A 26770-nucleotide genomic window follows, 5' to 3' on the forward strand; every position below is an offset into this window, starting at 1 on the left:
CGACGGACAACCGTCCGTCGCGCCACCGCCTTGTCCGCATACGTTCTTCCCGCTGCGAGCCGCCGGGTCAACGACGGCTCACCAAACGGGAGATCGGGAGTGCGCGTGCGCATCGGACTGCTGACGGAGGGTGGCTATCCGTATGTGAGCGGTGACGCCGGACTCTGGTGCGACCGGCTCGTGCGCGGCCTCGAACAGCACGAGTTCGAGGTGTACGCGCTCAGCCGGACCGAAGGCCAGGAGAACGCCGGCTGGGTCGCGTTGCCGCCGCAGGTCAGCCGGGTGCGCACCGCACCGCTGTGGACGGCGCGGGACGACGGGGCCGTCCACGGCAGGCGGGCGCGCCGGCGATTCGCCGAGTCCTACGGGGAGCTGGCGGCAGCCCTGTGCGAGGGGGACCCGTCGGACGCGGCCGCGTTCGCACAGGCCGCTCCGACCGCTCAGGCGGACCGTTTCGCCACTGCGCTGTACGGCCTCGCCGAACTCGCCCGCGACGAGGGCGGCCTGGTGGGAGCGCTCCGCTCGGAGGGCGCCGTGCGCGCCCTGGAACGTGCCTGCCGCGCGCCCGGCGCGCTGCGCACGGCGCGCGAGGCGCGCGTACCCGATCTGCTCGCCGTCGCCGCACACCTCGAAAGCGCCCTGCGCCCCCTCTCGCTCGACTGGTACGACGACCTCGGCGAGGAGGGAGGCCGGGGCCTCGCCGCGGTCGACGTCTGCCACGCCGCGTCCGGCGGCGCGGCCGCCCTGCCCGGACTCCTCGCACACCACTTCTTCGACGTGCCGCTCCTGGTCACCGAGTACGGGGTGCGACTGCGCACGCACTACCTGAGCTCGGGGCACGGCGCCTCTTCCGCGGGCCCCGGGGGCACGCCGTCCGCTGCTGTGGCCGCAGCCCCGGCCCCTGCCGCCGTCCCCGCCGCTCCCGCCGTGCGCGCCCTGCTCGCGGCCTTCCACGGCCGGCTCGCGGCCGAGGTCTACCGGCAGGCGGCGTGCGTGACACCCGGCAACGCGCACGCCCGCCGCTGGCAGGAGCGGTGCGGCGCCGACCGCGCCAAACTGCGCACCGTCTACCCGGGCATGGAGACGTCCCGCTTCGCCGACGTGGGCGACTCCCCGGACACCGCCGACCCCCGCACACTGGTCTGGGTCGGCCGGGTGGAACCGGCGAAGGACCTGGTGTCCCTGCTCCACGCCTTCGCGGAGATCCGCAAGGAGGAGCCACGCACCCGGCTGCGGATCATCGGCGCGGCGTCCGGCGAGGAGGGCCGGGCCTACCTCGGCCACTGCCGGATGCTCGCTGCCCAGCTCTTCCCCGACGAGGCGGCCGGACCGCACGCCGTCGGCGACAACCCGGTCTCCTTCGAGGAGATCGGCGGCCCGGAGTCGGCCACCCTCGCCGAGGCGTACGCGGCCGGGGCGGTCGTCGTCCTGTCCAGTGTCGTCGAGGGCTTCCCGGTCGGCCTGGTCGAGGCGATGCTCTGCGGCCGGGCGACCGTGTCGACCGACGTCGGCGCCGTGGTCGAGGTCATCGGAGGCACCGGTCTGGTCGTGCCGCCGCGCAATCCGCGGGCGCTCGCGGACGCCTGCGTCGCCCTGCTGCACGACCCCGAGCGCCGTGCGCGCCTGGGCGCGGCCGCCCGCGCCCGCGCCCTCGAACTGTTCACCGTCGAGCAGAACGTCACGGCGTTCCACGGCATCTACCTCGAGCTCGTCTCCCAGGCCCCGATGCGCCGGTACCTCGTGGACGACGACGGCGACCCCCGCCCGTTCGCCGTCCCGCCCGAGGCGTGTCTGCCCGGCCTGTGGAGCGGCCCGGGCGCGTCGGTCACCGTCCGCCCGGGACCTGCCTGGGCTGCGGCGGACCGACAGACCCGGGACGCCTCGCCGGTCGCCGTGACGGAGGGAGCACGATGAGCGGGCCGGACGGACTGGACGGACGGGACGGACGGGACACACCCCGCGATACCGGTGCTGGTGCTGGTGCTGGTGCTGGTGCCGGTGCCGGGGTCGTCGCCTCCGGCGCCGCTGACGGGGGCGCCGCGGCCGGCGGTCCCGGGCCGGCCGCGCCCCGCCGCGGCGGAGCGGACCCGGTGAAGACCCTGATGCACCGTCACCGCGAACTGTGCGAACGGGCCGTCGACCCGCTGGAGATCGCGGCCGGCCTCGAGGCCCACGGGGTCACCGACCGCACCGCCGCACGCTTCCGGCACCGCGACGTCTTCTCCCTCGCCGAGGAGATGTACGCCCGGGTCCCGCGCGACGGGGACGCACCGCCGCCCGCCGCGCCCACCGCCGCCCCGCGGCCCCGCCTGGACTGGGCGCTGCTCACCCTGCTGCCCGGCCTCCTGTGCGCCGCCACCGTGACCGGCGTGCGCCTCACCCACGGGCGCACCGCTCTCCTCGTCGCCGCCGGGGGCCTCCTCGCCGTCGTCCTCGCCGTGCACGCGGCGCTGCGCCGGGGACCGTTGAGCCGGCGTCGCGGCGCCCACCCCGGTCCGCACCGGACGGAGGCCTGGACCTGCTGGCTCCTCGCCTATGCGGCGCTCGGCGACAGCCTCCTGCGCGCCGCCGTCGGCGGCGGCCCGGACGGCCTGCCCGACGGGACGGCGGACGGCCCCTGGCCCGCGGCCGCCGCGCCGCTGCTCGCCCTCACCCTGGGCTGCGCGCCCGCCGCCTGGTGCGCCCACCTGCTCGCCGCGCGGGCCCGCCGCCGCCTGGACACCAGCCGCGGCCTCGACGAGTTCGCCGCCTCCGTGCAGCCGTTGCTGCTCGGCGTCCTCGCTCTGTTCCTGGGCGCGCTCGCCGCGCTGACCGCTCTCAGCGCGGCCTTCCTGGGCGAGCCCGCCGGATACGGCCACATCCTCACGCTCGGCGGCCTCCTCTTCCTGGCCCGCCTCCTCGTCGTGCACGGTTTCGCCCACGCCCCCGCCGTCGTCCTCGGGGCGGCCGGCGCGGCCGAGGCGCTGGCCCCGGCCGCGGTCTTCTCCGGCCGCCTGCCCGGCTGCGACTTCCTGGCCGTGCCCGTGAACGACCTGGTCGCGGCCTGGGGGCCGGCCGGCGTTCCGGTCCTCGTCTGCGGCAGCGCGGCCCTGGTCCTCCTGGTCCACGCCGCCCGCACGCTGACCCGGGCCTCGGCCCACGCGGGAACGGACCAGCCGTGCTGACGCGAGCCCGCCCCCGCCCGTCCCCGCAGCCACCGCGAACACCTCACGCGGCGCATCCCCCACTGTGCCCCGACCGCACGACGTCCGCGCTCCCGCACTTCGCCGCAGCCCACCGCAACACCCCAGAAGGAGAGACCAGATGACCACCTCCCGATCCGGAACGACCGCAGCCACCGGGGCGCCCGCGGTCGCCGGCGCCCCGGCCCCGGCCGCCCCGGTCCCGGCGTCCGCGGTTCCGGCAACCCAGGTCCCGGCGCACACCCAGGGAGCCGCACGATGAGGGTTCTGCTGATCGGAGCAAACGGCTACCTCGGCCGCTTCGTCGCCGACCGTCTGCTCGCCGACCCCGCCGTCCAGCTCACCGCGCTCGGTCGCGGCGACGACGCGGACGTCCGCTTCGACCTCGCGTCCGGCAGCCCCGGCGCGCTCACCCGCTTCCTCGACGCGGTCCACCCCCAGGTCGTCGTCAACTGCGCGGGCACCACCCGGGGCGGCGCCCGCGAACTCACCCGGCACAACACCGTCGCCGTCGCCACCGTCTGCGAAGCCCTGCGCCGCAGCGGCTGCGGCGCCCGGCTGGTCCAGGTCGGCTGCGGCGCCGAGTACGGCCCGAGCCAGCCCGGCTCCTCCACGGCCGAGGACGCCGTGCCCCGGCCGGGCGGCCCGTACGGCGTCAGCAAACTCGCCGCCACCGAACTCGTCCTCGGCTCCGGACTCGACGCCGTCGTGCTCCGGGTGTTCTCGCCCGCGGGCCCGGGCACGCCCGCCGGCTCCCCGCTGGGCCGCCTCGCCGAGGCCATGCGCCGCGCCATGCAGTCCGGCGACGGCGAGCTCAAACTCGGCGGTCTCGGCGTGCAGCGGGACTTCATCGACGTCCGTGACGTGGCCCGGGCCGTGCACGCCGCCTCGCTGTCCGCGGCGCAGGGCGTCATCAACATCGGCTCGGGGCGTGCCGTGCGGCTGCGCGACGCCGCGGCCGTCCTCGCGCGCGTGGCCGGATACGGCGGCGCCCTCCACGAACTCGACGGCCCGCCCGGCGGCCACCTGCGGTCCGCCATCGGCCACCCCCGCCCCGAGGCCGACCACGCAGGCCCGGTCGCGTACCCGTACCCGGACGGCTGCGGCAGCTGGCAGCAGGCGGACGTGCGCACCGCCCGCGACCGGCTCGGCTGGCGCCCCCGGATCAACCTCGAGGAGTCCCTCGCCGACATCTGGATGGAGGCGGCATGTCGTATCTGACCGGAAGACCGGCGGGCAGCGCGCACCCCGGCACCACCGACGTCCGCACCGGCCTCGGCGTCCCGGGCCTCGCGCATCCGCTGCTCGCGCCCGCCGAGTGGGGCGAACTCGCCCGGCCCGGGCGGCCTCTGCACTGGGTCGCCCTGGACGTCTGCGACGGACCCGGCTCGCGTCCCGACCCGAGCTGCCTGGAATCCGCGGGCCGGCTGCGCAACGCCGGCGTCCGCGTCCTCGGGCGCATCGACGCGCTGTACGGAGCCCGCGCCCTCGCCGAGATGATCTCCGAGGCACAGCGCTACCTCGACTGGTACCAGGTCGACGGCTTCCTCCTGGACCGCTGCCCGGCCGACCGCAGCACGCTGCCCGGACTGCGCCGCACGACCGGCGCGCTGCGCACGCTCCACGACGCGCCGCACGTCGTCCTCGACCACGGCATCCACCCCTGCGCCGGCTACGCCGAGCTGGCCGACCAGCTGGTCACCTTCTCCGGCCCGTGGAGCGACTACCGCTGGTCGCAGGTGGCCGAGTGGACGGCGGAGCACCCGCCGGAGCGCTTCTGCCACTTCGTGCACGGCGTGCCGCGCGGGCATCTCGACGAGGCGCTGCGCATCGCCCGCTGGCAGGGCGCCGCGACGATCTGGTTCACGGACGGCGTCGAACGCGGCGGCGCACGCGACCCCTGGGAGACCATGCCCGGCTACTGGGACGAAATCGTCTCGCGGATCGGAACAGGTGTCTCGGAATGAAAATGGCCATGGCACTGTTACGGGGAGAACAACCGTCATGACTGACCGACCAACGGAGTCCCCGTGTCGCTGCCACCCCTGGTCGAGCCGGCCACCGAGCTCACCGTAGACGAGGTTCGCAGGTACTCCCGCCACCTGATCATCCCCGACGTGGGGATGGACGGGCAGAAGCGGCTGAAGAACGCCAAGGTGCTCTGTGTGGGCGCCGGCGGTCTGGGCTCGCCGGCGTTGATGTACCTGGCCGCGGCGGGCGTGGGCACGCTCGGCATCGTGGAGTTCGACGAGGTCGACGAGTCGAACCTGCAGCGGCAGATCATCCACAGCCAGGCCGACATCGGCCGCTCCAAGGCCGAGTCCGCCCGCGACTCCGTCCTCGGCATCAACCCGTACGTCAACGTGGTCCTTCACGAAGAGCGGCTCGAGGCCGAGAACGTGATGGACATCTTCAGCCAGTACGACCTGATCGTCGACGGCACCGACAACTTCGCGACCCGTTACCTGGTCAACGACGCGTGCGTGCTGCTGAACAAGCCGTACGTGTGGGGCTCCATCTACCGCTTCGACGGCCAGGCGTCCGTCTTCTGGTCCGAGCACGGTCCCTGTTACCGCTGCCTGTACCCGGAGCCCCCGCCGCCGGGCATGGTCCCCTCCTGCGCCGAGGGCGGCGTGCTGGGCGTGCTGTGCGCGTCCATCGGGTCGATCCAGGTCAACGAGGCGATCAAGCTGCTCGCGGGCATCGGCGAGCCGCTGGTCGGCCGCCTGATGATCTACGACGCCCTGGAGATGCAGTACCGCCAGGTCAAGGTCCGCAAGGACCCCGACTGCGCGGTCTGCGGCGAGAACCCGACGGTCACCGAGCTCATCGACTACGAGGCCTTCTGCGGCGTCGTCTCCGAGGAGGCCCAGCAGGCCGCGGCCGGCTCGACGATCACTCCCAAGCAGCTCAAGGAGTGGATCGACGACGGCGAGAGCATCGAGATCATCGACGTCCGCGAGCCGAACGAGTACGAGATCGTCTCCATCCCGGGCGCCAAGCTGATCCCGAAGAACGAGTTCCTGATGGGCACCGCCCTGGAGGGCCTGCCCCAGGACAAGAAGATCGTCTTGCACTGCAAGACGGGTGTCCGCAGTGCGGAAGTCCTCGCCGTGCTGAAGTCGGCGGGCTTCTCCGACGCCGTGCACGTCGGCGGCGGCGTGATCGGCTGGGTCCATCAGATCGAACCGAGCAAGCCCGTCTACTGATTCGGGCGTTCGCTCGGCCCGGCAGATCTGTCGGGCCTCCCGGCGGGATCGGCGGGGGTTTCGCGCACCAGGGGTGTGCGAAGCCCCCGCCGCCGTCATGAGCAGACCGTGCCGTCCCGCGGGACCACTCCCTTCAGCAGGTAGTCGTCCACCGCGGAGTCGACGCACGAGCTCCCGCTCCCGTACGCGATGTGCCCCTCGCCCTTCCAGGTGAGCCGCACGCCCACGCCCTTGCCGAGTTCGTCCGCCATCTTCCGTGTGCCCTCGTACGGCGTCGCAGGGTCCCCGGTAGTGCCGACCAGCAGGATCGGCGCCGCTCCCGCCGCGCTCACCTCCGGGGTGTCGTACTGCCCGGCCACCGGCCAGTCGTGGCACCAGCCGACTGTGTCCCAGGCGAGGAAGTCCCCGAACACGGCAGAGACCTTCTCGAACTGCGGCACCAGCAGCTTCGTCTCCTGCGCGGTCGGCCGCCGCCTGTCGTCCAGGCACGATATGACCCGTTGGGAATGGGCCGTCGTGCCGTAACGCCCGGAGGAGTCCCGCTCGTTGTAGCGGTCGGCGAGCTCGAGCAGTTCGGAGCCGTCCCCTGTCTGCGCGGCCTTCAGGGCCCTGGTGAGCCTCGGCCAGCCCGCCTCGCTGTACAACGGCAGGACGATGCCGATGACCGCCAGCGCCTGTGTCAGCTTGCGCCCGTCCGTCCCGGGCAGCGGGCGGGCGTCCAGCCGGTCCAGCAGGGCCGCGATCCTCGTGCTGCCCGCCTGCGGGTTCTGGCCGGTCGACGCGAGGTAGTCCTCCAGCGCACGCTGGAAACCCCGTGCCTGGTTCAGGGCGTGGCCGACCGCGTCGGCGCTCGGGTCGACGACCGCGTCGAGGGTGAGCCTGCCGACGTTCTGCGGGAACAAGTGGGCGTACACACCGCCGAGTTCGGTGCCGTACGACATGCCGAAGTAGTGCGTCTTCCGGTCGCCGAGCACCTGGCGCATCAGGTCCATGTCGCGGGCCGTGTCGGTGGTCGACACGTGGGCCAGCAGCGTGCCCGCGGCCTTGCGGCATCCCTCGCCGAAGGCGGTGGCGTCCTGGAAGAACGCCTGCTCCTCGGCGGGGGTGTCCGGGGTGGAGTCGAGGGACTCGGCGGCCTGGATGTCCTTGTCGCTGCGGCAGCGGACGCCGTCGCTCGCGCCCACCCCGCGAGGATCCCAGCTCACCAGGTCGTAGCGGTCGCGGAGCGAGGAGACCGTCGAGCCGTAGGAGGGAAGCGTGGACACCCCCGAGGCGCCGGGGCCGCCGAAGTTGAACAGGAGCGAACCGATGCGGTCGCTGCCTTCGGCGCGGGACTTGGCGCGCACGAGGGCGAGATCGATCGTGCGGCCGCCGGGTTGCGACCAGTCCAGCGGCGTCTTCAGCGTGGCGCACTGCCAGTTGCCGCCCGGCGCCGAGGAGTCCGCGGTGGGTCCGCACCGGCCCCAGTCGAGTTTCTGCCCGGTCAGCGCGGCGGGCAGGGCCGCCGACGGCGTGGCCGCGGCCGAGGCGGAGCCGGCTGTGGGCCGGGCGTCGGCCGTACCGCCCCTGCCGCCGGCCTTCTCTTCCGACGCGCCGCCCCCGCCGCAGCCCGTGGCCAGCAGTGCGACGGCGGCCCCCCACGCCGTCCACCGTGCGAATCGCGCCATGCGCGCCTCCCCCCTTGCAGGCCGTCCGCGCTCGGCGGCGGATGGCTCTCAGGCCATGTTAGGCGTCGGCGACCCCAGCCGTCCGAGCCTGTGGATAACCCTGTGACCTGCGAATATCGTGCGCTCGGTCTCGATGCCTGGGCGGGTGTGGCTGCGGTTTGCGGCGGGTCGCGGGGCGGTGCGCGCCCGGCCGGTGCGGTGGGATCCGAGGCCTTTCGCCGCCGGTGATCTGGAGCCGCCGGCCGTCAGGAACAGACGGTCCCGTCGGCCGGCGTCGTGCCGTTCAGCAGATAGCCGTCCACCGCCCGCTGCACACACGGGCTCTTGCTGCCGTACGCGCCGTGGCCCTGCCCCTTGTACGTCAGCTCGATCCCGACCCCCCGCCCCAGCGCGTCCGCCATCTTCCGCGCCCCTTCGTACGGGGTCGCCGGGTCGCCGGTGTTGCCCACCACGAGGATCGGCGCGGACCCGGGCGCGCTCACCTCCGGGTGGTCGGCGGCGCCGGGCACGGCCCAGTCGGTGCAGCCGACCATCGACCAGGCCATGAAGTCGCCGAACAGCGCGGAGGCCGCCCGGAACTGCGGCAGCTTCCTCTCCACGTCGGCGGTCGTGTAGCGCGGCTTGTCGTCGGCGCAGTTGATGGAGACGTTGGCGGCCACGCTGTTGCTGTACTCGCCGTTCTCGCTGCGGCCGTTCATCAGGTCGGACAGCAGCATCAGAATCCGGCCGTCGCCGTCGTAGGCCTGTTCCAGGCCCTCGGTGAGGTACTCCCAGAAGTCCTGCGAGTACAGCGCCTGCGCGATGCCGTTGGTCGCGGCGCTCTGGGTCAGCGAACGGGGGAAGATCCCCGGGACGGGCTTGGCGTCGAGGCGCTTCAGCAGCGCGGCGATACGGGCCTCGACGTCCTGTGCGGTGTCCCCGACGGGACAGTCCTCGAGCTTCGACGTGCAGTCCTTCGCGAAATTGTCCAGCGCGCGCTGGAAACCCCTGGCCTGCCCGAGCGAGCCCTGCTCGGACGTCTGCGTCGGGTCGACGACCGCGTCGAAGACGGCCCGTCCCACCTTCTTCGGGAACAGATGGGCGTACACGCCCCCGAGTTCCGTGCCGTAGGAGATGCCGAAGTAGTGCAGCCGGTCGTCGCCGAGCACCTGACGCATCAGGTCCATGTCGCGGGCCGCGTCGGTGGTCCGCACCCGCGGCAGCATCTTCTTCGAGTGCTTCTCGCAGGCCGCGTTGAACTTCCTGGTGCTGTCCAGCAGCGCGGTGCGCTCCGCGGCGTCGTCGGGGGTGGCGTCCTGCTGGAAGAACGCGTCGAGCTGCTGGTCGTTCTCGCACCGCACGCCGGCGCTGCGGCCCACTCCGCGCGGGTCGAAGCTGACCAGGTCGTACCGGGTGCGCAGGGTCGCGTACTCGTCGCCGAAGGCCGGCAGGGTCGAGACGCCCGAGCCGCCGGGACCGCCGAAGTTGAAGATCAGCGAGCCGATGCGCCGGCTCTTGTCGCCGCTGGCCCGGGCCCGCACCAGCGCCAGGTCGATCGTGTCGCCCTCGGGGTCGTCCCAGTCGAGGGGGGCCTTCATGGTGGCGCAACTCCACGGGTCACCGTCCGGCAGCGGAGACGGCGCGCTGCCGCCGCCCTCCGACTGGGACGGCGCGGGACAGTCCTTCCAGCTCAGCTTCTGCTCCGTCAGATCCCCGGACCCGCCGGACCCTGCGTCCTGCGCACAGCCCGCCACCAGCGAGGACAGCAGCACGGCGGTGGCGGTCACGGCGGCTGCACGCGGGCGGCAGGGGATCGGCATGATCCCATCCTGAGGTGGCGTACGGGCCCGCGCGCGGGGCGCGGGCCGTCCGGGGTACGGGCCGTCGGGGCCCCGTCTAGAGAGCGCCCTTGCGGGTCAGATGGTTGAAGGCCAGCCAGCCCGGCAGCACCGGCAGCCACAGGGTCAGCAGCCGGAAGAGGAGCACCGCGGGCGCGGCGACCTCCTTGGGCAGACCCACCGCGATCAGGCCGACCGTCAGGGTCGCCTCGACCGCGCCGACTCCGCCCGGCGTCGGCGCCGCGGAGCCGAGCGCGTTGCCGGCGAGGAAGACGACGGCGACGCTCGCGATGCTGAGCGACGTCGACTCGTCGCCGAACGCGCGGATCGACGCGTCCAGGCACATCACGAAGCAGGCGGTGAGCAGCAGCATGCCGCCGATGCCGGTGACCAGCTTCTGCGGCCGCTGCAGCACGTCCAGCATGCGCGGCACGACGCCCGCGAACAGCGACCGCACGCGCGTGCTGACGAACTTGCGCAGGAAGGGCACCGAGGTCACGACGAGCACGAGCACCGCCACCGTGAGCAGGCCGGCGATGACCGTGCGGGACGGCGACAGCGACGGCGTCTTCTCGGTGCCGGTCAGATAGCCGAAGGACAGCAGCATCAGGATGTGGCAGCCGAGCCCGAAGAGCTGCGAGGCGCCGACGCTGGCCACCGCGAGCCCCGGCCGCACTCCCGCGCGCTGCAGGAAGCGCGTGTTGAGGGCGACGCCGCCGACCGCGGCCGGCGCGACGATCTTCACGAAGGACCCGGCGACCTGCGCGGCCACGGTCCGCGGGAACGGCACCCGCTCGGGCACGAAGCCCAGCAGGCTCATCGCGGCGGCGACGTAGCTCAGCGCCGAGAACAGCACGGCCGCGGCGACCCAGCCCCATTCGGCGTTGGCGATCAGCGGGCCGAACTCGATGTGGGTGAGCTGGGTCAGCAGGAAGTACGCGCCGATGGCGCCGGCGATGAAGCTCATCAGGGTGCGCGGCCGCACCCGTTCCAGCCTGGCGGGCTCGACCGGCGCCTGGGGGCGGATCAGCAGCACCTCGTGCCGGATCTGCGTCAGCAGGTCCTCCTCGCGCGCCCCCTCCAGCGCCTCGTCGATGGCCCGTTTCTCGGCCCGGGCCTCCGCGCGCACGGCCTTCTTGCCGGGCTTCTCCGCGACGGCTGCCTCGGTGTCGGCCTCGGCCGCCTCCGCGCGGGCCTGCTTGGCCAGCTGGGAGGCCTCCAGTACCGCTTCCCGCTCGCGCTGTGCGCGCTCGCGGGCCAGCCGGCGCAGCGTCGCGCGCGTGGAGCGGGACAGCGCGATGGGCTGGAGCATCGGAAGACAGTCCGCGACCGCGTCCGGCCCGAGCACGCCCACCGCGGAGGTCACCGCCCGCTCGGCGCCCACCCGCAGGCCCAGTGTCGTCACCAGCTGGGCGACGTCCATCCGCAGCAGCAGGTCGCCGGCCGCGATCTCGCCGCCGCGCAGATCGGTGAGGATCACCGTGCCGGAACGATCCACCAGAATCGCGTCGCCGGCGAGCCGCCGGTGCGCGATGCGCCGTGACTGCAGGGCCCGCACCTGGTGCCAGGTGTTGCGCAGCAGGTCGTCGGTGATCTCCTCGTCCGCCAGCGAGTCGAGGGTGCGGCCGCCGGTGTGCTCGTAGACCAGGATCACCGCGTCGGGCCCCAGCTCGGAGGTGGCGATCAGCTTCGGCGCGTTGGCGCCGGCCGCGATGGCCGCGTAGGCGAGCAGCGCCTCCTGCTCCAGCGCCTGGCGCAGCGACTGCAGGCTGCTGCGGGTGGCGAAGCCGCGCAGGGCCAGATTGCGCCATGCGCGGTAGAAGAAGCCCTGGGCCTGCTGCTCCCGGTCGACGACCGTCACGTCCAGCGGCGGTCCGTCCTCCAGGGTGACGAAGTAGCGTCTTCCCCGGTCGCCCTCCGCCGCGTCCGGCGTCTCCTCGCGGGCGGCGCTCACCGGACGGAACCCGACGTGCCGCAGGCCCGCCATGAGGGTCCGCCCCGTGGGTCGCACATTGGGCGAGCCGACGGCGTACAGGGTGCCGTACGCGACCGTCCAGCCGATCAGCACGGTGAGGATGATCGAGAACGGCGTCGTGTATCCGGTGACGAGCATCGAGAAGGCGTCGAGGAGCAGCACGATCCACAGCACCGAGCGCCAGCGGGGGCGACGCGACATGCCGACGGCCGTCATGTACGCGATGACGGGTGCGAGATATCCGTGCACCGGGTCGGTCAGGGCGTGGATGTCACCGGGGGAGGGCTGGGTCAGCGCCTCCTGGATGGAGCCCGGAGCGGCCTTCGCGACCCACAGGTCGGTGGCGAGCGTCACACCGTGCGCGAGGACCGCCGCGAGCACGCCGTCGGCGATGCGCAGCCCGTCCCGCTTGATCAGTCGCTCGATCGCGAAAGCGACCGGGACCAGCAGGATCGCGATGCTCGACGCCAGGCCGGCGATCTTGATGAGCAGGTCGGGCGCCTGTCCGGTGCCCTTGTTGATGTCCTGTTCGAGGCCCGAGGTGGTGCCGTGGGCGAAGGCGGCGATGCCCAGGAGCACGATGACGGCGAGCACGCCGATCATGAGCCGCATCAGGTCGGAGGGGCGGTGCACGCGCGCGGGGAGCAGGGGTTCGTCACCCTCGACCTCGTCGATGTGCACCTCCTCCCGTGGCTCGTCGGGGATGTCCGGGCGCGACGCGGCGTCAGAGGCGCCCTGCGCGTCCTCTGCGTGCACGCCCTGCTGTCTCATCGTCTCTTCTTGGTCTCGTATCACCGGTCACCGCCCGCACGATGGTGGCATGCTCCGCCGACACACGGGGGCATCAGGGTGCAAATGCGGGGGCGCACAGTCTGCCCGAAGCCTCGCCCGGGAGCGAGGGTCACACTGCGTCGCGGGCCCGTCGCATTGTCGGTGCGGTGGGGCAGGATGGGGCGGATGAGCGAGCAGAGCCTTCCGGACGACGCCCGCCCGGAGTACACGCACGCGCTGCCGGAGTACGCCGAGCGGGTCCTCGAGGTCGCGGAGCTGATCCCGCCCGGGCGGGTCATGACGTACGGGGACGTCGCCGAGTGGCTGGAGGAGGGCGGTCCGAGACAGGTCGGCCGGGTGATGGCCCTCTACGGCGGCGCCGTCCCGTGGTGGCGTGTCGTGCGCGCGGACGGGGTCCTCCTCCCGGGGCACGAGCTGCGGGCGCTGGAGCGCTACCGCGCCGAGGGCACTCCGCTGAAGGCGGCGAGCCGGGCCGCGGAGGGCCACGTCCCGCGTCTCGACATGCGACGGGCGAGGTGGGACGGCGGCGAACGCGCGGCGGGTCACACCTGACAGCTTCCGCCATCGGGCGGGCTCGGGAGGCGCCTGTGGCCCGTACGGGCGAAAGGGCGCGTACAGGGCACGCCCGCGGCATGGCGTACGTTCGTGGGGCGTGGGACCTCCGAGATGTGCGGGGCCCGAGGGAAGAAGCGGAAGCCGTCCTTCCGGGCCGGTCGTCGGCGTAGCGTCGGCGGCACGCGTCCCTCTCATCCCGCGATCACCGACCTCCCCGGACGACGATCCGTCGACCAGCACACCCACCAGGACCGGCGAACCACGTGAGCACCTCTTCCTCCAGCAGGCGCCTGTCGCCCCACCCGGGGCGACAGGGGAGCCGTGGCGCTTACCGACTGGTGCGTACCCCGCCCGCCCGGGTGGTTCCCCCTCGTCTGGACGCAGCACAGCGCTCCGTGGTTGATCACGGCGCCGGACCCCTGCTCGTCCTCGCGGGTCCGGGCACGGGCAAGACCACCACCCTCGTCGAGTCCGTGGCGGCCCGGATCGCCCGCGGCGGCGACCCCGCGCGCATCCTCGTCCTCACGTTCAGCCGCAAGGCCGCCGTCGAGCTGCGCGACCGGATGGCGCGGCGCATGGGCGCCGCTCGCGCCCCCCAGGCGACCACCTTCCACTCGTACTGCTACGCCCTGGTCCGCGCCCACCAGGACGCCGACCTGTTCGTGGAGCCGCTGCGGCTGCTGTCCGGCCCCGAACAGGACGTGGCCGTCCGCGAGCTGCTCGCCGGCCAGCTCGACCTGCAACGGCTCGGCCTCGCCCACGTGCGCTGGCCGGACGAACTGCGCGCCTGCCTCACCACCCGCGGCTTCGCCGACGAGGTCCGCGCGGTGCTGGCCCGCAGCCGCGAACTGGGCCTGGACCCCGCGTCCCTGGACGCGTTCGCCCACCGCATCGGCCGTCCCGACTGGCGCGCCGCGGCCGCCTTCCTCGCCGAGTACCTCGACGTGCTCGACCTGCACGGGGTGATCGACTACGCCGAACTCGTCCACCGCGCCGTGCTCCTCGCCCAGCGCGCCGAGGTCGCCGAGCGGCTGGCCGCGCAGTACGACGCCGTGTTCGTCGACGAGTACCAGGACACCGACCCGGCTCAGGTCCGGCTGCTGCACGCCCTGGCCGGCGGCGGCCGCACCCTGGTCGCCTTCGGTGACCCCGACCAGTCGATCTACACCTTCCGGGGCGCCGACGTGAACGGCATCCTGGAGTTCCCGCACGCCTTCTCCCGCCCCGACGGCACACCCGCCCCCGTCGAGGTGCTGCGCACCTCCCGGCGCTCCGGCGCGGCCCTGCTGGCGGCCACCCGGCTGCTGACGCAGCGGATGCCGCTGACCCGGCTGCCGGCGGAGAAGGTCCGCGCCCACCGCGCCCTGACCGCCGCACGCGCCGGCGGCCGGGTCGAGGTCTACACGTATCCGACGCCCGGCGCCGAACTGGACAACGTCGCCGACATCCTGCGCCGCGCCCACCTCGAGGACGGCGTCCCCTGGGGCGAGATGGCCGTCCTGGTGCGCGCCGGATCGCGCACGATCCCCACGGTCCGCCGCGCCCTCACCTCCGCGGGCGTGCCCCTCGACATCGACGGCGACGACCTCCCCCTGCGCCACGAACCCGCGGTGGCGCCCCTGCTGGCGGCCCTGCGGGCGGTGGCGACGGCAGAGGCCTGCGCCGCGCCGACCGAGGACGCGCGCGGCGCGCAGAGCGACGCCGCGGCGGTCGGCGAAGCCGGGCAGGCCCTCGGCTGGCTCGACGCCGAAACCGCCCTGACGCTGCTGGCCTCACCCCTTGCCGGCATGGACGCCGCCGACCTGCGCCGCCTCGGCCGGGCCCTGCGCGAGGAGGAGCGGGCCGCGGGCAACCCGCTGCCGCCGCCCTCCGACGAACTCCTCACGCGCGCCCTGGCCGAGCCGGAGCGCCTCGTCGCCCACGACCCCACGTACGCGCGCGGCGCCCAGCGCCTCGGCGCGCTGCTGGCGACGGCCCGCGCGCGCCTCGCCGAGGGCGGCACGGCCGAGGAAGCGCTGTGGGACCTCTGGGACGGGACGCCCTGGCCCGCGCGCCTGGAGCGGGCCGCCCGTCGCGGCGGCGCCGCCGGCCGCAACGCCGACCGCGACCTGGACGCGGTGTGCGCGCTGTTCGCCACCGCCGCGCGCGCGGAGGAACGCACCGGCGGACGCGGCGCGCTGAACTTCCTGGCAGAGATCGAGGCCGAGGACATCGCCGCCGACACCCTCGCCCGCCGTGCCGTGCGCCCCGACGCCGTACGCCTGATGACGGCACACCGCGCCAAGGGCCTGGAATGGGGTCTGGTCGTCGTGGCAGGCGTCCAGGAAGGCCTGTGGCCGGACCTGCGTCGCCGCGGCTCCCTCCTGGAGGCCGACCGCATCGGCCGCGACGGACTCGCCGAGCCGCTCACCCCGGGTGCGCTGCTCGCCGAGGAACGCCGCCTCTTCTACGTCGCGGCCACGCGCGCGCGGGACCGTCTCGTCGTCACCGCCGTCAAAGCGCCCGCCGACGACGGCGACCAGCCCTCCCGTTTCCTCACCGAACTCGGCGCCGAGCCGAAGGACGTCACCGGCCGCCCCCGCCGGCCCCTGTCGGTCGCCGCGCTCGTCGCCGAACTGCGCGCCACCACGGTCGACCCGCGCGTCTCCGCGCCCCTCCGCGAGGCGGCCGCCCGCCGCCTCGCCCGGCTCGCCGCGCTCGCCGACGAGGAGGGCCGGCCCCTGGCGCCCGCCGCCCACCCCTACCGCTGGTGGGGCATGTTCGAGCCGACCGAGAGCAAGGTGCCGCTGCGCGACCGCGAGCAGCCCGTCGTGCTCTCCGGCAGCGCCCTCGACCAGCTCGCCAACACCTGCGCCCTGCAGTGGTTCCTGGGCCGCGAGGTGAAGGCCGACGCGCCCGCCACGGCCGCCCAGGGCTTCGGCAACGTGGTGCACGTCCTCGCCGACGAGGTCGCCTCCGGGCACACCCCGGCCGACCTCGACGTCCTCATGGAACGCCTCGACTCCGTGTGGAACGCCCTCGCCTTCGACGCGCCGTGGAAGTCCACTCAGGAGAAGGCGCACGCACGCGTGGCGCTCGAACGCTTCCTCCAGTGGCATGTGATGGACCGCACCGGCCGCACGCCGGTCGCCAGCGAGCACGACTTCGACGTCACGCTGGAGGCCGGCGACTACGAGGTGCGCATCCGCGGCCAGATGGACCGCGTCGAGGCGGACGGCGACGGCCGCGCCTACGTCGTCGACTTCAAGACGGGCAAGCAGACGCCCACCGCGCGCGAGGTCGAGCGCCACCCCCAGCTAGCCGTCTACCAGCTCGCGGTCCGCGAGGGAGCCCTCGACGACGCCTTCGACGGGGCACGCCCCGAATCGGGCGGCGCCGAACTCGTCCACCTGCGCCAGGGGGCCGCCCGGCGGGACGGCGGCGACGCCCTGCCCAAGGTGCAGGCGCAGGAGCCGCTGGAAGGCCAATGGGTCGGCGAACTCCTCGCCACGGCCGCCGGCAAGGTCCTCGACGAGCGGTTCACCCCCACCGCCGGCCAGCAGTGCACCCACTGCGCGTTCCGCGCCTCGTGCAGCGCCCGGCCCGAAGGACGCCACGTCGTCGAGTGAGGCGCGGACCGGGCCGTGTGCGGGGGCCGGGACCGTGCGCGGGGCGGACCGGGCCGGGCGCAGGGCGGGCCGTGCGCCGAACGGGACCCGGGCCGGGTCCGGGGCGGACGGTGTGATGGACCGCACCACCTGTCCTGACCTGCAGACATCTCCCGGCGACGGGTGATTTGTCATCGACTGTCAGTGCCCGCCGCTAGCCTCTCCCCCATGCCCGCCCGTATCAGCGATCCCGAGCAGCTCAAGGAGCTCCTCGGGATCCCGTTCACCCCGGAGCAGACGGCCTGCGTCATCGCGCCGCCCGCCCCGCAGGTGATCGTGGCCGGAGCCGGGTCGGGCAAGACCACGGTGATGGCCGCGCGCGTGGTGTGGCTGGTCGGCACCGGCCAGGTCGCCCCCGAACAGGTCCTCGGCCTGACCTTCACCAACAAGGCGGCCGGAGAACTCGCCGAACGCGTCCGCAAGGCCCTCGTCAGAGCAGGCGTCACCGACCCCGACGTCATCGACCCCGACAACCCGCCGGGCGAGCCGGTCATCTCCACCTACCACGCGTTCGCGGGCCGCCTGCTCGCCGACCACGGCCTGCGCATCGGCCTGGAACCGACCTCCCGCCTGCTCGCCGACGCCACCCGCTACCAGCTCGCCGCGCGCGTGCTGCGCGAGGCCCCCGGCCCCTACCCCTCGCTCACCCGCTCCTTCGCCGACCTGATCAGCGACCTCCTCGCGCTCGACGGCGAACTCGCCGAACACCTCGTGCGCCCCGAGGACCTGCGCGCCTGGGACGCGGAGCTGCTGCACACCCTCGACGGCGTCGCACTCACCAACGCCGACCTGCGCAAGGCCCCCGAGGCAGCCGCAGCCCGACGCGAACTGGCCGACCTGGTGCTGCGCTACCGGGCCGCCAAGCGCGAACGCGACCTGCTCGACTTCGGCGACCAGATCGCCCTGGCGGCCCGGCTCGCCCAGGTGCCCGAGGTCGGCCCGCTCCTGCGCGACGAGTTCCGCGTCGTCCTCCTCGACGAGTACCAGGACACCTCCGTCGCCCAGCGGGTGCTTCTCGCCGGACTCTTCGGCGGCGGCTCCGGCCACCCCGTGACCGCCGTCGGCGACCCCTGCCAGGCCATCTACGGCTGGCGCGGCGCCTCCGTCGCCAACCTCGACGACTTCCCCGAGCACTTCGCGCACGCCGACGGCGGCAGGGCGCGCCGCCAGTCGCTCAGCGAGAACCGCCGCAGCGGCGGCCGCCTCCTGGACCTCGCCAACGGCCTCGCCGAGCCGCTGCGCGCCATGCACGCGGGCGTGGAGGCCCTGCGCCCGGCTCCCGGCGCGGAACGCGACGGCGTCGTCCGCTGCGCCCTGCTGGCCACCCACGCCGAGGAGATGGACTGGATCGCCGACTCCATCGCCCATCTGGTGCGCACCGGCAAGGCGCCCGGTGAGATCGCCGTCCTGTGCCGGACGGCCACCGACTTCGCGCAGATCCAGGGCGCGCTGGTCGCCCGGGACGTCCCCGTCGAGGTCGTCGGACTGTCCGGACTGCTGCACCTGCCCGAGGTGGCCGACCTGGTCGCCGTGTGCGAGGTCCTGCAGGATCCCGGCGCCAACGCCTCCCTGGTGCGTCTGCTCACCGGCCCGCGCTGGCGCATCGGACCGCGCGACCTCGCCCTCCTCGGCCGACGGGCCCGGCGGCTCGTCAGCCACACGCGCGGGGGCGACGACGACCCGGACCGGCGTCTCGCCGAGGCCGTCGAAGGGGTGGACCCGTCCGAGGTGATATCGCTCGCGGACGCCCTGGACACCTTCCTGGAGACGCCGCTGTACGGCGGCGACGGCGGGGACGACGACGGGCTGCCGTTCTCGCCGGACGCGCGCGTGCGGTTCGCCCGCCTCGCCGCCGAACTGCGCGACCTGCGCCGCTCCCTCGCCGACCCCCTGATGGACGTCCTGCACCGCGTCCTCGCCGTCACCGGCCTCGAGGTCGAACTCTCGGCGTCCCCGCACGCCCTGGCCGCTCGCCGCCGGGAGACGCTGTCCAACTTCCTCGACATCGCCGCGTCCTTCGCGGCCGGCGAGAGCGAGGCGAGCCTGCTGGCCTTCCTCGGCTTCCTGCGCACCGCCGCCCAGTACGAGAAGGGCCTCGACAACGCCCTCCCGGGCGGCGAGAACACCGTCAAGGTGCTCACCGCGCACAAGTCCAAGGGCCTCGAGTGGGACGTGGTGGCCGTCCCCGGCTTGGTCAGCGGGACTTTCCCCAGCGGACAGGGCCGCGAGAAGTGGACCGCGCAGGCCAAGGTGCTGCCGCACGCACTGCGCGGCGACGCCGACACGCTCCCCGACCTGGCCTCCTGGGACGCGCGCGGCATGAAGGCCTTCCACGAGGCCATGAAGGACCACCAGCACACCGAGGAACTCCGTCTCGGCTACGTCACCTTCACCCGCCCGCGGTCCCTGCTCCTCGGCTCCGGCCACTGGTGGGGTCCCGCCCAGAAGAAGCCCCGCGGCCCGTCCGGCTTCCTGCTGGCGCTGCACGACCACTGCGCGGCCGGACACGGCGAGATCGAGGTCTGGGCCGACCCGCCGCAGGAGGACGAGGAGAACCCCGCGCTGCACCGGGCGAGCGTCGACCAGGTCTGGCCGCTCCCACTGGACGATGCCGCCCTGGCCCGCCGACGCGCAGCCGCCGAGACCGTCCTCGCCTACCTGGAGGACCTCGAGGACCTCGCCCCGCACGACGACGGCCGCCCCCCTGCCGCCCACGACCCGGACGCCCACGACGACCCCGACTGGCCGCCCCCGCCGGACGACGAGCCGCCCCACGACGAGGACGACCCCTTCGGATCGGACCCGTTCGACGCGGACCCCTCCGAGGTGGACCTCTCCGACGTGGATCCTTTCGACGCCGACCCCTTCGAGGGCCCCGTCGAGCACCCCGCCGCGCACCCCTCGATCCCTCATCAGGGCACGGCGCCGGAGGCGTCCGGCGCCCGCCGGAACTCCCTCACCCCGGAGGAGGCCCGCACCGTCGCCTCCTGGGACCGCGACCTCGACGCCCTCGCCGGGGAACTGCTGCGCGCCCGCCGGACCGTCACGGACGTCCCCCTGCCGACGAGCCTGACCGCCTCGCAGGTCCTGCGCCTGGCCGCCGACCCGGACGGTCTCGCACAGGAACTCGCGCGCCCCATGCCACGCCCCCCGCAACCGGCCGCACGCCGGGGCACCCGGTTCCACGCCTGGGTGGAGGCCCGCTTCGAGGAGTTGACGCTCCCCCTGCTGGAGCCGGACGAACTGCCCGGCCGCGACGTCGAGATCGACGACGAACACGACCTCGACGCCCTCAAGGAGGCCTTCGAGCGGACCGAGTACGCCCGCCGCACGCCCTACCGGATCGAGGCCCCCTTCCAGCTCGCCCTCGCGGGCCGTGTCGTGCGGGGCCGCATCGACGCCGTCTACAGAGAAGGCGACGGCGACTCGGCCACGTACGACATCGTCGACTGGAAGACCCACCGCGCCCATACCGCGGACCCCCTCCAGCTCGCCCTGTACCGGCTCGCCTGGGCCGAGCAGCAGGGGGTGCCCGTGGAATCCGTCACAGCGGCATTCCTGTATGTGCGCACCGGGGACGTCGTACGACCGGAGGGGCTGCCCGATCGTCCCGCCCTGGAGCGCCTGTTGACCGGGAAGGAGGGCGCCGGCGACGCCCGCGACGGACCGGCCGGGCGCGTCGGCCGCGCACCGGGGCCCGGCGAGGACGCCGGTGCGGGCCGATAGGCTCGTGACCATGAGCCATCCCGTTGACAGTGCCGTCAGCGCCGTCCGCACGTACGTCGAGCAGCATCGCGCCGCCTTCCTCGACGACCTCGCCGAATGGCTGCGCATCCCGTCGGTGTCGGCGCAGCCCGAGCACACTCCGGACGTACGGCGCAGCGCGGACTGGCTCGCGGCCAAGCTCATGGAGACCGGCTTCCCGATCGCCGAGGTCTGGCCGACGCCGGGCGCGCCGGCCGTCTACGCGGAGTGGCCCTCCGGCGATCCGCAGGCGCCCACCGTCCTGGTCTACGGCCACCACGACGTGCAGCCCGCCGCCCGCGAGGACGGCTGGGACACCGACCCCTTCGAACCCGTCGTCCGCGGAAACCGCCTCCACGCGCGCGGGGCGGCCGACGACAAGGGACAGGTCTTCTTCCACACCCTCGGCGTCCGCGCCCACCTCGCCGCCACCGGACGCACCGCGCCGGCCGTCAACCTCAAGCTGCTGATCGAGGGCGAGGAGGAGTCCGGCTCCCCGAACTTCCGGGCCCTCGTGGAAGAGCGGGCCGCGCGTCTCGCCGCGGACGCCGTGATCGTCTCCGACACCGGCATGTGGTCCGAGGGCACTCCCACGGTCTGCACCGGAATGCGCGGCCTCGCCGAGTGCGAGATCCGGTTCCTCGGCCCTGACCAGGACATCCACTCCGGCTCCTTCGGCGGGGCGGTGCCCAACCCGGCGACCGCGATCGCCCGCCTCGTCGCCGGCCTGCACGACGAGCACGCGCGCGTGGCCGTCCCCGGCTTCTACGACGGCGTCGTCGAGCTCACCGACCGCGAGCGGGAGCTCTTCGCCGAGCTGCCCTTCGACGAGGACCGGTGGCTGCGCACCGCCCGGTCGCACGCCGCCCACGGGGAGGCCGGGCACACCACCCTGGAGCGGATCTGGGCCCGCCCCACGGCCGAGGTCAACGGCATCGGCGGCGGCTACCAGGGACCCGGCAGCAAGACGATCATCCCGTCCTCGGCCTTCGTGAAGCTGTCCTTCCGGCTCGTCGCCGGCCAGGACCCGGACCACGTCGAGAAGGCCGTCCGCGCCTGGGTCGCCGAGCAGGCGCCCGCCGGCATCCGGTACGAGATCGCGTTCAGCCCGGCCACCCGCCCCTGCCTGACCCCGCTGGACCACCCCGCTCTGCGGTCCGTGGTCCGCGCCATGGGCCAGGCCTTCGACAAGCCCGTCCGCTTCACCCGTGAGGGCGGCTCAGGACCGGCCGCCGACCTGCAGGAGGTCCTCGGCGCCCCGGTGCTCTTCCTGGGCGTCTCCGTCCCCTCGGACGGCTGGCACGCGCCCAACGAGAAGGTCGAGCTGGACCTCCTCCTCAAGGGCGTCGAGACCGCCGCACACCTGTGGAGCGACCTCGCCGCGCACTGGCGTCATGCGCCCTGACGACCCCGACCGGCCCGGAGCGAACGCACGCGCGGCGCACACTGAAGCAGCAGCCCCGCACCGCATCGCTCCACGACCGGTCGCCCCCTGCCGTACATCCCGCTGAACCGCCCGCAGAAACATCCGTTCCACCGGGGGAGTTGGAAGTACCCGTGACCACCTGGACCGACCAGAACGCCGATCGACCCATCTCGCTCACCGCGCCGAGCGGCGTGGACCGGGCCGCCCACCACCGGCTCGACGAGGCCTGGCTCGCCGCGGCGTGGAGCCACCCCACGACCCGCTGCTTCGTCGTCTCCGGAGGCCAGGTCCTCATCGACGAGACGTCCGACGGCCGCACCGAACTCGTCATGACCCCGTCGTTCGAGGCGCCCCTCACCGAGGCGCACCGCTACTTCCTCGGGACGGACGACGACGGCGTCAGCTACTTCGCCCTCCAGAAGGACGCGCTGCCCGGCCGTATCGACCAGTCCGCGCGTCCGGCCGGTCTGCGCGAGGCGGGCCTGCTGCTGTCGCCGCGCGACGTGGGCCTGATGGTGCACGCCGTGGGCCTGGAGAACTGGCAGCGCACCCACCGCTTCTGCTCCCGCTGCGGCGAGCGCACGGTGATCGCCGCCGCCGGGCACATCCGCCGCTGCCCCGCCTGCGGCGCCGAGCACTACCCGCGCACCGACCCGGCGGTGATCATGGCCGTCACGGACGAGAAGGACCGCATTCTCCTGGGCCGCCAGGTGCACTGGCCCGAGGGCCGCTTCTCGACCCTCGCCGGTTTCGTCGAGCCCGGCGAGTCCATCGAGCAGTCCGTGCGCCGCGAGGTCTTCGAGGAGGCCGGCGTCACCGTCGGCCAGGTCGAGTACGTCGCCAGCCAGCCCTGGCCCTTCCCGTCCAGTCTCATGCTCGGCTTCATGGCCCGTGCCACGTCCACCGACATCCACGTCGACGGCGACGAGATCCACGAGGCCCGCTGGTTCTCCCGTGACGAGCTCGGCGCCGCCTTCGAGTCCGGCGACGTGCTGCCCCCCTACGGCATCTCCATCGCGGCCCGACTGATCGAGCTCTGGTACGGCAAGCCCCTCCCGACCCGCAGCCTCGTCTGACCGCGCCCGACACGACGAAAGGGCGGCCGCCCCACACCGGGACGGCCGCCCGAGTCGTGTCAGACCCGAGTGCGACACTGCGGTCCATGTCTCTCGCTGATCTCACGTTCGACCAGTGGCGATCCTTCGAACCGTCCACCGCGCGCCGCGTCGCCGAGGAGGCCGCCGGCTCGGTGGACGGTCGGGTGACCCTCATCGAGACCACAGAGCACCTCGGCGCCCCGTTCCATCGCGTCCGGATCGAGCGGAAGGGGCAGGAATTCGCTCTGATACCCGGGGGGCCGGTGTCCCTCGGCTTCGACCTGGACAGCTGGCAACCGACCCCGCAGCAGACCGCCGACTATGCCGAGAGCCTGGAACAGGGCTTCGGCCACGGACCCGACCTGCGGGCTCACCTCGCGCAGGTGCTCAGCCCCCGCCGGAGCGTCGTCCTGGCCACCGTCCTCATGGCGGTGGAGGACGAGAACCTGACCGAGTCGCCTGCCGACACGCCGGCTGTTCTCGCGGCGCGTGGGCTGCGGATGCCGAGCCCGGACGAATGGGAGCACGCCTGTGGAGCTGGGGCGGACACCCTGTTCCGGTGGGGGAACGACTGCCCTCTCGACCGCATCCCCTACGGGGACCGTACCGGCCCGCAGAACCAGCTGAACGCCTTCGGCCTGCGCATCGCCTACGACACCTACCGCACGGAGCTGACGGGCGACGGCACAGCGGTCCACGGCGGAGACGGCGGCGAGTCGGTGTGCGGCGGCTACGGCCACATGCTGGCATGGCTGCCCCTGGCCACCGCCAACCGCAATCCGTCCATGGTCGAGTTCGTGTACGGCCCGGACGGTGAGGACCTCTCCGAGGACTTCTCCACTCGGCCTGTGCTCGCGCTCTGAACCTGGGGCTCCGCCAGGGGAGCACAAAGCCCCCGACCGGCGTCAGCGGCCGGTCGGGGGCTGCGTCCCGCGAGGGTCAGGCGCTGAGCGCCTGCTTCACCTGGGCGAGGCTCGGGTTCGTCATGACGACCTCAGCCCCACCGCCGGTGGGAAAGACCTGAACCGTCGGCACGGTCTGGTTTCCGCCATTCGCCTTCTCCACGAACGCCGCGGACTCCGGGTCCTGCTCGATGTTGATCTCGGTGTACGCGATGCCCTCGCGGTCCAGCTGCTTCTTCAGCCGCTGGCAGTAGCCGCACCACGTGGTGCTGTACATCGTCACAGTGCCCAGCATGTCTCTCATGCTCCTTCGGCGGTCGGGGGACGGGCGGTCCTAGGGGGAACGCGGCCGACGGGGCCGCCATTCCCGGCAGGAACGTCCGCCGTCGTCAGCGGGGACGTCGGCCGTCGTCAGCAGGAACGTCCGCCGTCATTAGTACGACTGCGAGGGCCCGCCTGTGGACAACCGTCCCGCCCGTCTCCGCCGACCTGGCAGCATGGCGGTGTGACAGCAGCAACGCACTCCACCCTGTTCCCGCAGGCCCCGGACTCGGCCGACGCGGTGCTCGACGGGCTCGACCCCGAGCAGCGCGAGGTCGCCACCGCCCTGCACGGTCCGGTGTGCGTGCTGGCCGGAGCCGGCACGGGCAAGACCCGGGCCATCACCCACCGCATCGCCTACGGGGTGCGCGCCGGCATCCTGCAGCCCTCCAGCGTGCTCGCCGTCACCTTCACCAACCGGGCCGCCGGCGAGATGCGCGGCCGGCTCCGCCAGCTCGGCGCCCAGGGCGTTCAGGCCCGCACCTTCCACTCCGCGGCGCTTCGGCAGCTGCAGTACTTCTGGCCGAAAGCGATCGGCGGCTCCCTGCCCCGGCTCGTCGACCGCAAGGTGCAGCTCGTCGCCGACGCGGCCGCCGCCTGCCGTGTCCGGCTCGACCGCGGCGAGCTGCGGGACGTCACCGCGGAGATCGAGTGGTCCAAGGTCACCCAGACCGTCCCCGCCGACTACGCCCTCGCCGCCGTCAAAGCGGGCCGTGAGGCCCCCCGCGACCCCGCCGAGATCGCCCAGCTCTACGCCGCCTACGAGAATCTCAAGCGCGAGCGCGCCGTCATCGACTTCGAGGACGTCCTGCTGCTCACCGTCGCGGTGCTGCAGGACCGGCACGACATCGCCGAGCAGGTCCGCGCCCAGTACCAGCACTTCGTGGTCGACGAGTACCAGGACGTCAGCCCGCTCCAGCAGCGCCTGCTCGAACTGTGGCTCGGCGACCGGGACGACCTGTGCGTGGTCGGGGACGCCAGCCAGACGATCTACTCCTTCACCGGCGCCACCCCCGACCACCTGCTCGACTTCCGCACCCGTCATCCCGGCGCGACCGTCGTCAAACTGGTCCGCGACTACCGCTCCACCCCCCAGGTCGTCCACCTCGCCAACGGTCTGCTCGCCCAGGCCCGCGGCCGAGCCGCCGACCACCGGCTGGAGCTGGTCTCCCAGCGCGCTCCCGGACCCGAGCCGGGCTACGCCGAGTACGCCGACGAGCCCGCCGAGGCCGAGGGCGCGGCCCGCCGTATCCGCGAGCTCCTCGACGCCGGGACCCCGGCCGCGGAGATCGCCGTCCTGTTCCGCACCAACGCCCAGTCGGAGACCTACGAGCAGGCCCTCGCCGACCGCGGCATCCCGTACCAGCTGCGCGGCGCCGAGCGCTTCTTCGACCGGCCCGAGGTGCGCAAGGCGGGTGTCGCCCTGCGCGGTGCGGCCCGGTTCGGCGGCAACGACACGCTCCTCGAGGACGCCGTCGACCTGCCCTCGCAGGTGCGTGCCGTCCTCTCCGGCGAAGGCTGGACCACACAGCCCCCGGCCGGCTCCGGGGCCGTCAGAGAGCGCTGGGAGTCCCTGGCGGCGCTGGTCAACCTGGCGCAGGACTTCGCCGCGGCCCGGCCCGGGGCGACCCTCGCCGACCTGGTCGCCGAACTCGACGAGCGGGCGAGCGCCCAGCACGCCCCGACCGTCCAGGGCGTCACCCTGGCGTCCCTGCACTCCGCCAAGGGGCTGGAGTGGGACGTCGTCTTCCTGGTCGGCGTGGCGGAGGGCATGATGCCGATCACCTACGCCAGGACCGACGAGCAGATCGAGGAGGAGCGCCGCCTGCTCTATGTCGGCGTCACCAGGGCCCGCGCGCGGCTGCACATCTCGTGGGCGCTCTCCCGCTCACCGGGCGGCCGCCCGAGCCGCCGCCCGAGCCGCTTCCTCGACGGTCTCCGTCCCGGTTCGGGCGCCGCCGTGGGCCGTGGGGGCGCGGGGGGCGTCGGAGGCGTCGAGCGGGGGTTCCCGGGCCTCGCCGCGGGCGCCGGCCAGGCCCCGCGCCGGACACAGCGCACCCCGGCCCGCTGCCGGGTCTGCGGGCGCACCCTGACCGACGCCGGCGAGATGAAGCTGATGCGCTGCGAGGACTGCCCCTCCGACATGGACGAGGGGCTGTACGAGCGGCTGCGGGACTGGCGGGCGGTCCAGGCGAGGCGCGCCGGCCAGCCGGCGTTCTGCGTCTTCACCGACAAGACGCTGATGGCGATCGCCGAGGCAGTCCCCGACGAGGAGGGCGAACTGGCCCGGATCCCAGGGGTCGGTGTGCGCAAGCTGCACCGCTACGGAACCGACGTCCTGGCCATATGTGCAGGCCAGGACGTGGTGGAGGGTGACGAAGGGGACTGAGGGAGGGGCGGCCGAAGATTGATCCGAACTCGTCGGAAAAATAGTTT

The 26770-nt window shown here is 73.7% G+C and carries 17 protein-coding genes; 13 read left to right on the plus strand and 4 right to left on the minus strand.

Features of this window, described 5'->3' with window-relative positions:
- Window positions 1-105 precede the first annotated feature (105 nt).
- The 6 genes from ABT300_RS17030 to moeZ all read left to right on the plus strand — a co-directional run bounded on the left by ABT300_RS17030 (window position 106) and on the right by moeZ (window position 6391).
- Window positions 106-1914: a DUF3492 domain-containing protein gene (locus ABT300_RS17030; protein WP_351676055.1), complete on the plus strand. Its 1809-nt coding sequence runs from the start codon at window positions 106-108 to the stop codon at window positions 1912-1914.
- Between the two features lie 176 nt (window positions 1915-2090).
- Window positions 2091-3164 carry a hypothetical protein gene (locus ABT300_RS17035; protein WP_502977951.1) on the plus strand — a complete coding sequence of 358 codons (1074 nt, stop codon included), beginning with the start codon at window positions 2091-2093 and terminating at the stop codon, window positions 3162-3164.
- A gap of 139 nt (window positions 3165-3303) precedes the next feature.
- A complete protein-coding gene (locus ABT300_RS17040; protein WP_351676060.1) occupies window positions 3304-3444 on the plus strand; it encodes a hypothetical protein in 141 nt (46 codons plus the stop codon).
- The gene (locus ABT300_RS17045) at window positions 3441-4403 is read left to right on the plus strand and encodes an NAD-dependent epimerase/dehydratase family protein (RefSeq protein ID WP_351676063.1); all 963 of its coding nucleotides are present in this window, start codon (window positions 3441-3443) and stop codon (window positions 4401-4403) included. Before ABT300_RS17040 ends, ABT300_RS17045 begins: the two co-directional genes overlap by 4 nt.
- Entirely contained in the window at window positions 4391-5149 is a 759-nt protein-coding gene (locus ABT300_RS17050) for a spherulation-specific family 4 protein (RefSeq protein WP_351676066.1), read from the plus strand. Before ABT300_RS17045 ends, ABT300_RS17050 begins: the two co-directional genes overlap by 13 nt.
- A 63-nt stretch (window positions 5150-5212) precedes the next feature.
- The gene (gene moeZ, locus ABT300_RS17055; RefSeq protein ID WP_351676069.1) at window positions 5213-6391 is read left to right on the plus strand and encodes an adenylyltransferase/sulfurtransferase MoeZ; all 1179 of its coding nucleotides are present in this window, start codon (window positions 5213-5215) and stop codon (window positions 6389-6391) included.
- 95 nt (window positions 6392-6486) lie between these two features.
- Here moeZ and ABT300_RS17060 read toward each other — a convergent pair whose 3' ends face one another.
- The 3 genes from ABT300_RS17060 to ABT300_RS17070 all read right to left on the minus strand — a co-directional run bounded on the left by ABT300_RS17060 (window position 6487) and on the right by ABT300_RS17070 (window position 12621).
- A complete protein-coding gene (locus ABT300_RS17060; RefSeq protein ID WP_351676072.1) occupies window positions 6487-8058 on the minus strand; it encodes an alpha/beta hydrolase in 1572 nt (523 codons plus the stop codon).
- Between the two features lie 245 nt (window positions 8059-8303).
- Window positions 8304-9857: an alpha/beta hydrolase gene (locus tag ABT300_RS17065; protein ID WP_351676075.1), complete on the minus strand. Its 1554-nt coding sequence runs from the start codon at window positions 9855-9857 to the stop codon at window positions 8304-8306.
- A gap of 76 nt (window positions 9858-9933) precedes the next feature.
- Window positions 9934-12621, minus strand: coding sequence for a lysylphosphatidylglycerol synthase transmembrane domain-containing protein (locus tag ABT300_RS17070; protein WP_351676077.1), 2688 nt, complete (start codon window positions 12619-12621; stop codon window positions 9934-9936).
- Between the two features lie 186 nt (window positions 12622-12807).
- Here ABT300_RS17070 and ABT300_RS17075 point away from each other — a divergent pair, with 186 nt between their 5' ends.
- The 6 genes from ABT300_RS17075 (at window position 12808) to ABT300_RS17100 (ending at window position 23974) form a co-directional block, all read left to right on the plus strand.
- Entirely contained in the window at window positions 12808-13194 is a 387-nt protein-coding gene (locus tag ABT300_RS17075; protein WP_351676080.1) for an MGMT family protein, read from the plus strand.
- A 266-nt stretch (window positions 13195-13460) separates the two neighbouring features.
- Window positions 13461-16805 (plus strand): ATP-dependent helicase, encoded by a 3345-nt coding sequence (locus ABT300_RS17080; RefSeq protein ID WP_351676083.1) that lies wholly within the window; start codon window positions 13461-13463, stop codon window positions 16803-16805.
- Window positions 16806-17012: 207 nt separating this feature from the next.
- On the plus strand, window positions 17013-20570 hold the full coding sequence (locus ABT300_RS17085) for an ATP-dependent helicase (protein ID WP_351676086.1): 3558 nt from the start codon (window positions 17013-17015) through the stop codon (window positions 20568-20570).
- 10 nt (window positions 20571-20580) lie between these two features.
- Window positions 20581-21993: a dipeptidase gene (locus tag ABT300_RS17090; RefSeq protein ID WP_351676089.1), complete on the plus strand. Its 1413-nt coding sequence runs from the start codon at window positions 20581-20583 to the stop codon at window positions 21991-21993.
- Between the two features lie 152 nt (window positions 21994-22145).
- The gene (nudC, locus tag ABT300_RS17095) at window positions 22146-23090 is read left to right on the plus strand and encodes an NAD(+) diphosphatase (protein ID WP_351676092.1); all 945 of its coding nucleotides are present in this window, start codon (window positions 22146-22148) and stop codon (window positions 23088-23090) included.
- Between the two features lie 86 nt (window positions 23091-23176).
- The gene (locus ABT300_RS17100) at window positions 23177-23974 is read left to right on the plus strand and encodes a hypothetical protein (protein ID WP_351676095.1); all 798 of its coding nucleotides are present in this window, start codon (window positions 23177-23179) and stop codon (window positions 23972-23974) included.
- A 76-nt stretch (window positions 23975-24050) separates the two neighbouring features.
- On the opposite strand, the gene ABT300_RS17105 is transcribed toward ABT300_RS17100, so the two are convergent.
- The gene (locus ABT300_RS17105; protein WP_351676098.1) at window positions 24051-24308 is read right to left on the minus strand and encodes a mycoredoxin; all 258 of its coding nucleotides are present in this window, start codon (window positions 24306-24308) and stop codon (window positions 24051-24053) included.
- Between the two features lie 210 nt (window positions 24309-24518).
- Between ABT300_RS17105 and ABT300_RS17110 the strand changes: the two genes are divergently transcribed.
- Window positions 24519-26723, plus strand: coding sequence for an ATP-dependent DNA helicase UvrD2 (locus ABT300_RS17110; protein WP_351676100.1), 2205 nt, complete (start codon window positions 24519-24521; stop codon window positions 26721-26723).
- Window positions 26724-26770 lie beyond the last annotated feature (47 nt).

The sequence above is a fragment of the Streptomyces sp. NPDC001027 genome, from assembly GCF_040299045.1.
Taxonomy (GTDB): domain Bacteria; phylum Actinomycetota; class Actinomycetes; order Streptomycetales; family Streptomycetaceae; genus Streptomyces.